The organism is Micromonospora desertarenae, assembly GCF_056150265.1.
On record NZ_JAXCFQ010000009.1, the window covers coordinates 73,398 to 84,091 of the forward strand.

Genomic DNA, 10,694 nt, shown 5'->3' on the forward strand with positions numbered 1-10,694 from the left:
GCGAAGGCGCACGGGGCCTCGACCGCGAGTAGTTTTTCGGCCAATCAGGCAGTCTACTCAGGCTCGACGGGGTCTCGGCGAGCCTGCCCGCCGCCCCCGGGTGGCTGAGCACTCCACGGCGGACCCGGGCCGCCCAGCTTCCTGCTCGCGGCACTGCCCGGCAGCGTCGGCGCGCAGGAGCCGATCACCGTGGATAACTTTGGCGGGTGCGGATATCGCCCTGATCGTGGCTGGATCTGCTAGCGCACCCCTCATGGTCTGCCAAGCAGTCCCCTGGCAGCCGGTTTGGGTTGGGTCCAGCGGGCGGAGCGCCTCGGTTGCAGCGCTGGGTTACGTCGTTTCTGCGTACGTCAGGAACTCTGCATGAGGTTTCCGCACGGCATCCCAACGCGCGGCTGGCGTGCCGGATGGAGCCGGGCGGGTTGCGGCCACGGTGAGGCACAAGTGCTTTCTTGCTCTAGAAATGGCGACAAAGTATGCGGAGCGTTCCTGCTGAGCGTCTCCCCAGAACATTTCGCGTTCGACCCCGAGCACGATGACGTGGTCGAACTCCAAGCCCTTAGCCTTGTGGATGGTCATGAGCTTGACGGCGTTGCTGCCAGCGAATTCGCGCAACGTCTGGGTCACGTCGGAGGTCTGCTGGAAGATCTGCGCCATCCGGGTGAATACTTCGTTGATGACGTTGCGAAGCCGGGTGCCTTGTTGATACTGGGGCGAGAGGCTGACCAGCACGTCGTCGCCGAGATGGCGGAGAAACGGGTCCACCAGGCCGCGGAGTGAGCGGTGCGATTTACTTCGGTGGGCGACTCGTGCCTCGTCGATGAACTTTCGGAGTGCTGAGTAGGCGCGCTGTGAGTGCTCCTCGTCCTCGCCGCGCCACCCAGTTGCCACGTCCATCAGCCGGGCGTAGGCATCAGGTTGGCCGTCCTCGGTTACGACAGTGAGATAGTCGACAATCAGTGCGGCGGCGGGCTCGGCGGCGAGGTCCTGGAGGTCGTTCTCCTCCCGAAACGCAACCTGGCGGGCGCGCAGTTCGGACCTTAAGGCCTCGGTGTAGGGCCCCACTTGTTTCGAGACCAGCACCGCAATTTGCTCTGCTGGCACGTTGTCGACCGTGATCCAGGTGTGGATCCTCTCGGCCAGGTCTCGGGCCTCCTCGGTGCTGTCGTGGTAGCGCAGGACTTCGACCACCCCGTCGTCGCCTAAAATCTCAGTGTCGTCGACGGCGTCATCAGGTTCCATTACCCTGATCATCGCGTTCTGCATGCGTCGCAGCCGCGGCCGGGAGCGGAAGTTCAGGTACAGAATCAGATGCTGGGCTTCAAAGTCCTCGGCGAACCGAGCCAGAACTCCCTCCAGCGCGCCGGCCCAACCCATGATTCGTTGCTTGACGTCGCCAACCGCGACCAAAATGACGTCGGTGTCGCGAAACGCGGCTCGCACCAGGGCATACTGGTTGGAGGTGCAATCCTGAAATTCGTCGAGGAAGACGAAGCCGTAGGTGCGTCTCAGCGCGGACCGAGCGACGGGACTGTTCTCCAGGATGGTCGTCGCGAGCGGTGCCATGGATCGGAAGTCAATCTGCTGGGGCGGGATGTAGTCGGCACCGATTGTGTAGTCCGGGTCGAGCGCATGGATCCCTGTGAGCACCGGGCGGAACGTGTCAATGAGACGCTTGGCAAATGCGTGGAAGGTGTAGCTGTCGAGGCGTGCGGCCAGTTGCGGAGGGCAGCGGCGCCGGACACGGTCCGCGAGATTCTTGGCCGCGTCCACTTTGAACGATATCGCCAGGATGCGTCGGGGGTAGCGGCAGCGGCCGGTGCGAAGGAGGAAGTCTGCTCGCTGCGCCAGCAGCTCCGTCTTACCAGCCCCGGGTCCTGCGGTGACGACGAGATTGCCACCGATACTAGTCGCGGCAATGAGGGCATTTGGCTCAAGTGACATGTCCGCTGCCGGCTGCCATTGCTCGGGAGGAATCACTCGGGAAGCTCCTTCAACATGGAGCCGACCAGTTCCACCAAACGACTGATCGGCGTGGGCATCGACGCCCGTAGGTCAGAGTCCTCCAGTTTTGACATCGCGGAGAGGTGTGCAACCGGTTTACTGCCGCTTCCCTTGAAACGTTCACCGTAGGCGTGGAACAGCTGCTTCTCATCATCCTTGTAGGCGGCGGCAGACCCCTTCTCTCCCAATACCGCCGCGACAAGTTTCTCCTCAGGCTGCCTTTTCTCGTCTTGGTTAACGCTGTACGCGTCCGGAAGGCACTGCAACATGGCGAAATCCAAATCCATCGGGTCAGAGAAGAACACCCCGTGCTTTTCCAGTCGTTCGATCCACTCGCGACCGGACTTGCCCCGCACGTCGGAAGGGCTTTTATGAAGGTCATTGATGTCCTCCTCGACAAAGTCAAGGGTGCTGGGCTCCCTGAACGTCAACAGCTGGTTTGCTGCGTACTTGATGCGCCCCCAACCACCCTGATAGCGGCCGAGGTCGAGATCCAGCAGCGTGACATGCGGGATGCCTAGTTGGTTGAGCAGCCGCCAGAAGTGGTTGACGTGACGGCCGCCCAGCGGGGCCACAGAGATCGACATCGCGTCGGCTTCCAGACCCGTAGCGCGTAGGCACCGAGGGATCACGATCTCTTCGCTGTCGCCCTCGCCTAGCACGACCAGCCGGGCGAAGTACAGCTCCGGGTAGGCGTGCAGCGCCTCTCGGATGAACTTGTACTCCTCTGTGGAGGACGGAGGCACAGTAACGGTCGCGACGGAGGTATTCCGCTGGGCGTCTAGGCGGAGATAGCGCACCTGCTGCGGCTCCACGCGGCGCATCAACGAGGCCGAATGCGTCGCGACCACGACCTGGGCGTCCTGACCGCGAGCCATCTCCGTCAACGCGGTGATTACCCGTCCAAGATAGTGAGGGGACAGGCTGTTCTCCGGCTCCTCCATGGCAAGCATGGTGAACACGGGTGGCCGCAGCACGTCGATGTCAAAGGCCTCCGTCGCACCATCCAGACATGATCGCCCGATGCTATGCGCAGTCATGACCAACGCGACATAAAGCAAGGACTGCTGCCCGTCGCTGAGCAGGGAGAAGTCGACTAGCTGCTGCCCAGGGCCCGGAGCGAACTGCAGCGTGACGTATCGCAGGATCCCCTCGATCTCGCTGTGGGTGAATGACAGGCCTGGGTTGTTCAGGAATGACCCGGTGTGGAGGGAACGCCACTGTGCGGCGAGGTCTTCAACCACCCGCGCGATTGCGGCGTTGGCGGCTAAAGCGTCGCTGATAGTCTTCCCCAAATCGTTGACGGTGGCGCGCTCCGCTCGCCAGTCCGAAGCGCGCAACAGCCGCCCGAGTAGGGAGTTGGCCGCGTAGGAGACATGGTCGGCTGGGTCGCGCCGCGCCGGAAGGTAGTGAACTTGGATCGTGCCGCGGTCGTACCGATTAACCGCGGCTGTGCGTATGGGCTCGTCGTTGCCGTCAACCTCGAGCACGTAGACGAGATCTTCAGTAATGTCGCCATTCTGGTCGAGATGCGCGTTCAGTCGAAACCGTACCCTTGGATGCCGGCTCCGATCATTCATACGCATGTGTGCGAAGTGCGGCGGAACGGTCGTGGATGCTACGGATGGAGACGCATCGTTATCGCCAAGTTCTGGGAAGTCGAAATCGGCTTCCAGCCATAGGCTCCGTTCAGTGGCGGTTTCGGGCCCCTCGCCCACTGAGACGTGGAAGTCGCTACGACTGAAGCGGCGTAGATCAGTCTCTGTGCCGAACAGGCGAGCCAACGCGTGCAGGAATGCGGTCTTGCCTGCACCGTTCGGTCCGAGCAGAAACGTCGAATCCTCCAGGGTCAGCTCGACCGGAATTGGACCTACGCACCGGAAGCCGCTCACTCTCAACCGCCTGAGTCGCACATCCCCCACCATGCATCAATGAAGGGGTCTCAGCAAGGCTCGATCGCCAACTGGGAATAATACGGGCGTAGCGTCTATAGCGGACAGTGCTGGATGTCGACGTGGAGCCATCGATAGACAGGTTTTGCGACGGAATCAGTCTTCGAGAGGGCTCCACCTGGTCACCTATTCTGCCAGGCTCGACGTGCCCAGGGACTCGTGCAGCACGTGGCGCGGCTGCTCCGCGCCGAGCGCCGTGCGGTGGGGGCATCCGATCAGAGACCCGGGACGTGCTTCTACCAGGCGCTACTGGTGTTGGTGTGGTTCGCAAGGTCGAGGTCAAACCACTCTCGGGCCGGGTTCGGGGTGTCGCGCGCGACCGCCTACCGGTACATGGCCGAGGCCATGCGAGTCCTGGCGGCGCAGACACCGACCCTGCACGAGGCGTTGACGCGGGTCGCGGCCGACGGCTGGTCGCACGTGATCCTGGACGGGCCAGCTGCTCGACACCGACCGCCGCCGAGACCGCCATCAGCGTCAAGGGCGACACAATCGACGCCTGGTACTCCGGAAGACTTCGGCGCGAACATCGAGGCTGGGATGCGCCCCGACGGACTACCGATCTGGACCTCGGATGCGACGCCCGGAAACCTACACGACCTGGCCTGTGCGCAGCGGCCAGCGCCGACACCTTCCGGAGCTGGGCGGTCGAGTCGGGGCGGAGTTGGCAGGCGGATGTAGTTGAAGAGCATGACCTGAGCCGGACGCCGGTGTACCAATAATCAACACTATGCGCGACGGCACAGCCCTGAATGGTGCCCTTCCACCCTGGCCCTGCGGCGCGCCGGCAGCCCTCTTCATTCTCTGCACTGACGTCGTCGCTTCAGCAGGTCAAAGCTCCGGGCGGCGAAGTTTGTTGCGTCTCTTACGGCCTCCTGGTTCGTCGTAGCGCCCGTCCGCATCAACTCACTGATGTTTTGGGCAGTCTCGTAGCTTGCGTCGGGCTGCAGAAGGCCCTGATCTTCGAACAGTCGAGCGCCACGGGCCATGTCCGCACCGAAGCAACCTGCGCCGACCCGACGAGGATGCCCACGTAGGCTATCCGCAGTTCGTCTCTTCCGTCTTGGTGGCCTGCCGCGACACCCCGCGTTCGTGCAGGGTCCGCCGGATCGTCTCCACGCTGATGGCGCTCACGTAGCCGGCCTCGATCACGTAGTCGCGCAGCTTGGCCAGTGACCAGCAGGAGAACGGCCGGCCGAGGAGACGGGGTCACACCGGGCGACGACACAAATCCAGTCACGGGTCTGCCCATCAATCCGTCTCGGCGCGCCCCCGCTCCATTATTGGGTCCAACGCGGTAAACCCCCGCTCGTTGAACGCGTGGATCACGTTTCGCACGTAGTCCTCGGTCACCTTCAACAGGTGGGCGATGTCCGGGGCCGGCTGACCCTGGGCGGACATCAGCACCACGATTGCCCGGCGCAGCTTCACTGGGTCTTTCGCGGTCCGGGTGATCCGCTGCAACCGCTGACCCTCGCCCATCGACACCTGCCGGACGAACACCTCCGGCCGTCTGCCCACCGGCCACCACCTCCCATGAACGTCGGGAGACAGCCTGCCCGATCCGTCCACAGAACCGACGGATTACACGATCAACGTTCAAAGACGAGGGACTGGCGACCGGCCGTTTGGCCCTGGAGATCAGCGCCCTGCTCAGGACCGTGTGGCACCGCCTTCGGCCGCTACAAGCTGTCTGCCGCGTACGCGCCCATCGCCTCCATCGCGACGACGCCGAGATCCATCGCGGCGGCGGTGACGGCTTCGTCGGGTAGCGGCACCGCCCGGCTGATCGCCGTCGTGAGTCGCTGGACCGGGAGACCGAGCGCCACCTTCGACCGTTCGTAGAAGGCCTCCACCAGGCGGCTGGCCATCACCGCGCCGTGCGCCAGGCCCGAGCTCTGTCGGCTGTCTGTCGCCCGCATTGAGTGCTGTCGGTAACATCTTCGAACGTGAGTAAATCCGCCAGTGTACTGGGACAGCTCTATGGAGTGACCAGCCAGGTAATGAACGTGATCCTGAAGGAACTGGGCTACCTGGAGGGTGCTCCGGGCGCCTACGGGGTGACCGAAAAGGGGGCGAAATACGCGTTCGAGAAAGACTATCACCGCGGTCCCGGCGGCTATAGCTGGTACAACCGGGACTGGACGACCATAACTTGGGACGACGCGATCGTCGACGAACTGCACGTCACCGACGACCTCAAGCGCAAGGCCCAGGAGGCGGTCTCCGCGGCGAGGGCGGCGAAGCGAGTGGCCAAGACGGTTGCCAACGATATCGGCGTCGATGCGGATACCGTCATCGACAATGCCGCGAATACGACATCCAGCGGGAAAAAGGCTGGTGTCGCAGCCGCTGGCCTTGCCGTTCTGGCGGGTTCGGCCTATGGAATCTACAAGGCGGCTCCCCATGCCAAGAAGCTGCTGGACGAAAGGGTCGTACCCGGGCTGAACAACATCAAGGACAAGGTGCTGCGGAAAGCGGACAAAGAACTCTGCAGCGAGCCGGGCGCCGTGGACGGGTTGTCAGGCGGCGTCGAGGCGGATTAGGTCAGCGAGCCGCTCCGGTAGGCCGGCGAGAAGTAAACATGGTCCATCCCCCTGCCGGCAGAGTGCGTGCCGGGCTCGCTCAACAGCCGGGCGCACCGCTACCGCCGGGAGTTGACCCGAGACCCAGGCCTCTATCCGGCCCGGCTCACTTGAGTGCGTAGCGGCTCCACGTGCCGCCTGCGTTGGTGACCTGGCGGGCGGTCCTGTTCTGGTGGTAGCCGAGCGCGTCGGCTACCACCGGCGTCGGGGCGAATTGGCAGGGGTGCGTATCCGCCCGACGTGAGTTCCCGCGGGCGGGCCAGCCGCCGTAGGGACGCGTCACGCATCGTAGCTGTTGTCCCCGAGACCACCGTCGACGGACTAATGGTGCATCCCGTCGTCGATCGCCCAGCGTAGGAACTCGTATGTTTCTTGGCCACGCTCGGTGGTGTCGTCGTTGGCGGTGGCATCTGCGGGGTCTCACGGATGCGCAGGGCATCGAGGCCGAGCCGGCGCCATCGTAGGTCCAGCTCCTCGATGATGTAGCAGCCGGCACCGCTCTTGGAGCTCAACTGGTCTTTAGCAAGCAGGTGGTGTAGGCGTGCAACGCCGAGTACGACCCACGGGATGGACGGCTCGTGGTTTCCGAACGCCTCGACGCCGACTTCTTCGATCTCCGAGACGCGTAATGGGCCTCGGCAAGGGCGGTGTGATGGGGCTGGTGTGCCCACAGGCCGACGAAGTCCACGTCGCTGCCGGCAAAGAACTCTCCCCAGCAAAGTGACCCGCGCAAGAACAGGCTAGTGAGCGCATCCGGCTGCCGGGCATCGATCTCGGCGAGGAAGGCATAGGCGACATCCACTGCCGAACGATTGCTGCTGCCGCTACCAGTAGCGCCCCACGCGAGCCCGCCGGCGACATCAACCTGGCGCTCAAAGCTAACGATGGTGCCACCTGAAGCCGGACGGGTGCCAGCCCGGTGCCACTCACGCCGGACGGTGCCACTTCAGGCCGGATGGGACACGTGCGACGGCGAATGCTTCATCCGGTGAAGCTCGCTGTGGTTGACTGGCAGCCTCGCGTATTCAACTGGTGTGAGTTCTCTAGGTACTTGCGCTCAGTGATCAGCCTCTGTCGGCGGTATCAATGACGCTGCCGGTGTAGACCTGCAGCGTCCCGGTCGCCGAGCCCGGGTCGGCGCAACACCACCGGTCGGCGCAGTATGCCGGTCAGCGGTCTGTCAGCAGCTCGACGGCGCAGGCCTCTTCCCCCTCAGCCCTGCGCGAGTCATTGCATGATCCAGTGTTCTGGGCGCGGTACGCCTTCACGGAAAGGACGGTCTCGGAGCCGATCGGCTCGGCGACACCGAAGACCTGCTCGACGGGGACGAGCGAGAGGAGGAAGATGCGGCGTTCGATGTGGAGTTCAATGTTGGCGGTGGCTACAGCATAGTGCTGACTGTCGATAGTGAGGTCGACTCCTGCAGCCTGGGAAACCGTTGTCCCACGGCCACACGCCGTCGTGCCCCCTGCAGGGCGCATCCTGGTGGCGGGGAGTCACGCTTGCGGCAGCCGTCGCCGGGCGAGCTCGTCACACACCGCGTCCAGCCACCGCTCGAGCGGCATCAGCCGCGGGCCGTGCAGCAGCACCCCTGCTTCCGCGTGCCCGGCCGACCCGGCCAGGGTCGGGTTCGCCGACCCGAGATAGGCCGCGTGCCCGTACGCGATGACGACCTTGAAATGGATGCCGAGGCCGGACTCCTCCCACGACCGGACTGTGAGTGTCCCGCCCGCTGCGGCCGCCGCGTCCCGCAGCACGGTCACCGCGGCGACGTTCGCGCTCGAGCGTCCCGGTGCCGCCACCGACAGCGCCCGGGTTACGACGACCACCTGCCCGCCGCCGGCCAGCACCCGCTGCACGTGTGGAGCGAGCAGCCCGACGAACTCCCCGTGCAGGAACGGCGCCCCAATCAGCAGCCGTCGGTCCGCACGCCCGGCGACCTCCAGCACCGCCCGGGTCGTCTCGACCGGGCGGGCGGCGTCGCCATGCACCGCGACCAGCTCGTGCAGCGCCAGACGCAGGAATCCCGGCACGGTCAGCACCAGCTCCCAGCGGTCGGTGTCCGCCGCGTGCGCCTCGGCGAGAACAGCAGCCTGTGCCAGCCGCACCGCGGCGTCCGCCGTGACCGCCCCGGCCGGGTCGAGCACGCCGGCGTGCTGCAGCACCACCCGGGCCAGGCCGGAGTCGGCGACCGCGGCCTGCAGCTGCGCGACCAGCGTGCAGCCCGCCGCGCCCGCCGCAGCGGAGGCGGCCAGGCGGTGCGCGGCCCCCACCGGGTCGCCCGCCTGTGTAAGCAGCCCAGTCAGCGGGGTCAGAGCGTCCAGAACGCGCGCCACGTGATCTCCTCCGGGCTGGGCACCGCGCCGCCGGCCGGTGGGAGCGACCCGAACAGCAGATTCCGGTCCAGGACCGTGTTGAAACGGGCGCACGCCACCTCCGACACGTAAAGGCACGCCGCGCACGCCCCGCCGAACGCGCCTCGGCACGGCGGGTCGAACACGCACCGGGACTCCGCGGCCAACTCGGTCAGCGCGTCCGGCAGGTCGAACCGGAACACGTGCTCCAACCCACCGAGAATGAACTCGCTGCGAGTGTTGGCGTAGATGAGGAACGCGCCGTTGCTCGGGAACAGGAACTCGGCGAGGGAGTCGACGTTCAGCCCGCACCGGGCCGCGAGCGCCTTCATCGCGCGGTGCGCAAACGAGTGCGTCAGGCCGAGCACGGCGTGGGTGATCCGGTTCTCCGGCCCGGCGAACAGGTCGACGACCGGGTCGCACACGGTGAACAGCCAGCGTTGCGCGGCGGCCGCATCGGTGATGCCGGGGTCGTCGACGACGCCGGAGTCGACCAGCCAGGTCACGATCCGCAGCGGGTCGATCCGGAACAGCAGCCCTTCGGTTTCGGTCCGCACCCCGTACATGGGGAATTTCCCGTTGCGGGTGCCGGGAAAGAACCTGAACCGGGTGGTGACGGTGTCGCCGCGTCGGTTCACCGTGCTCGCCCGTGGCGAGACCCGGGTGTACCCGGCGACGAGGTACGCGATCGGCAGCTGCCGCAGCAGCGTCACGTCCGCCAGCCGGTACCGGTCGAACAGCGGCCGGTACGTGCCGTACGCCGCGGCGAGCGGCCCGCCGGCGGCTTCGCCGAGCAGGTCCTCGACGCTCATCGCGTTTGCCGACCGGGCCAGCGACAGCTGCAGGCATTCCTCGCCGAGCAGGTCCAGCCGTTCCGGCTCCAGCCCGAGCGCGTCGACGTCGTCGCGCCACGCCGGCCCGCTGCCGGCCTTGGCCTGCGCGTCGGCCAGGCCGGCGTCGTACAGCGGATTCCCCGGCTTCCACCCCAGGGTCGCGGCGAGCGCCTCGAACTGGGCGACCGCGTCGTCGGACCCGCCGGCCGCGGTCCGCAGCCCGTCTATGCCTGGCGGCAGAATGGCGAGTGCCTGGGCGAGCGCGGCGGCGTGGGTGTGCTCGTGCGCGAGCGCGGCGTACGTGTCCCGCGTCGGCGGGTTGATCACCGTGATCTGCTGCGGGTAGTACGCGGAGGTCTGCGGAACCCGGGTGACGGTGACCTTGCCGCCCCGGCATTCGCACCAGCGGGGGACCGGCCGGTCGGAGCGGGTGCCGCACCGGGAGCAGGACCAGTACCAGCGGCCGATGTTGAACGACTTAGTGTTGAACAGCCGCATCGCGGCCCGGCAGCTGTTCGCGCAATGCGGCGGCCGCAGCTCGCCGAGGTGCCCGCACTCGTGGATCTCGACGAACGTGAACTGCTCCATCGGCCCGTGCGTGGCGCAGTCCGGGACCCGCTCGCCGGCGCGGACGGTCCGGAACACGCCGCAGTCGCTGCACAGGTACGTGTTCGGGAACCGGGCGGCGCGCAGGTCGTCGGCGCGGACCAGCTCATACTTGCGCCGGTCGATGATGTCGAGCTCCGGGCCGCTGTTCGGGATGTTCGACGCGGCCTCGGCGAACGGGCGGATCAGGCGGCGCAGCTGCGCCTCTACCCACGCCTCCGGGATGCCGAGCGGGCTGGTCTGCCGCGGCGGTTCCCCGACGACGGCGGCCTTCGTGCCGAAGTTGTACGGCTGCCCGGGCATGTACCGCCACAGCGCCTGGATGTTGGTCCGGTTGAGCGTCTCGATCGCCATCGGGGG

General features: G+C 66.0%; 7 protein-coding genes. 1 reads left to right on the forward strand and 6 read right to left on the reverse strand.

Annotated elements, in window-relative coordinates:
* Window positions 1–330 precede the first annotated feature (330 nt).
* The 4 genes from SM577_RS19540 to SM577_RS19555 form a co-directional block, all read right to left on the reverse strand.
* Window positions 331–1,980, reverse strand: coding sequence for a UvrD-helicase domain-containing protein (locus SM577_RS19540; RefSeq protein ID WP_474587622.1), 1,650 nt, complete (start codon window positions 1,978–1,980; stop codon window positions 331–333).
* Window positions 1,977–3,929: an ATP-dependent nuclease gene (locus SM577_RS19545; RefSeq protein WP_474587623.1), complete on the reverse strand. Its 1,953-nt coding sequence runs from the start codon at window positions 3,927–3,929 to the stop codon at window positions 1,977–1,979. The genes SM577_RS19540 and SM577_RS19545 overlap by 4 nt, the downstream gene beginning before the upstream one ends.
* A gap of 1,278 nt (window positions 3,930–5,207) precedes the next feature.
* Complete coding sequence (locus SM577_RS19550) at window positions 5,208–5,477, reverse strand: helix-turn-helix domain-containing protein (protein WP_474587624.1); 270 nt, start codon at window positions 5,475–5,477, stop codon at window positions 5,208–5,210.
* Window positions 5,478–5,638: 161 nt separating this feature from the next.
* The gene (locus tag SM577_RS19555) at window positions 5,639–5,878 is read right to left on the reverse strand and encodes a hypothetical protein (RefSeq protein ID WP_474587625.1); all 240 of its coding nucleotides are present in this window, start codon (window positions 5,876–5,878) and stop codon (window positions 5,639–5,641) included.
* A gap of 27 nt (window positions 5,879–5,905) precedes the next feature.
* Between SM577_RS19555 and SM577_RS19560 the strand changes: the two genes are divergently transcribed.
* Entirely contained in the window at window positions 5,906–6,502 is a 597-nt protein-coding gene (locus SM577_RS19560; RefSeq protein WP_474587626.1) for a hypothetical protein, read from the forward strand.
* 1,535 nt (window positions 6,503–8,037) lie between these two features.
* Here the strand turns inward: SM577_RS19560 and SM577_RS19565 are convergent.
* Entirely contained in the window at window positions 8,038–8,877 is an 840-nt protein-coding gene (locus tag SM577_RS19565; protein WP_474587627.1) for a hypothetical protein, read from the reverse strand.
* Complete coding sequence (locus SM577_RS19570) at window positions 8,853–10,688, reverse strand: hypothetical protein (RefSeq protein ID WP_474587628.1); 1,836 nt, start codon at window positions 10,686–10,688, stop codon at window positions 8,853–8,855. Before SM577_RS19570 ends, SM577_RS19565 begins: the two co-directional genes overlap by 25 nt.
* Between the last annotated feature and the right edge of the window lie 6 nt (window positions 10,689–10,694).

Coding starts and splice junctions, on each gene's coding strand:
- SM577_RS19545 (WP_474587623.1), bottom strand. CDS start 3,929: ATGGTGGGGGATGTGCGACTCAGGCGGTTGAGAGTGAGCGGCTTCCGG.
- SM577_RS19555 (WP_474587625.1), bottom strand. CDS start 5,878: ATGCGGGCGACAGACAGCCGACAGAGCTCGGGCCTGGCGCACGGCGCG.
- SM577_RS19570 (WP_474587628.1), bottom strand. CDS start 10,688: ATGGCGATCGAGACGCTCAACCGGACCAACATCCAGGCGCTGTGGCGG.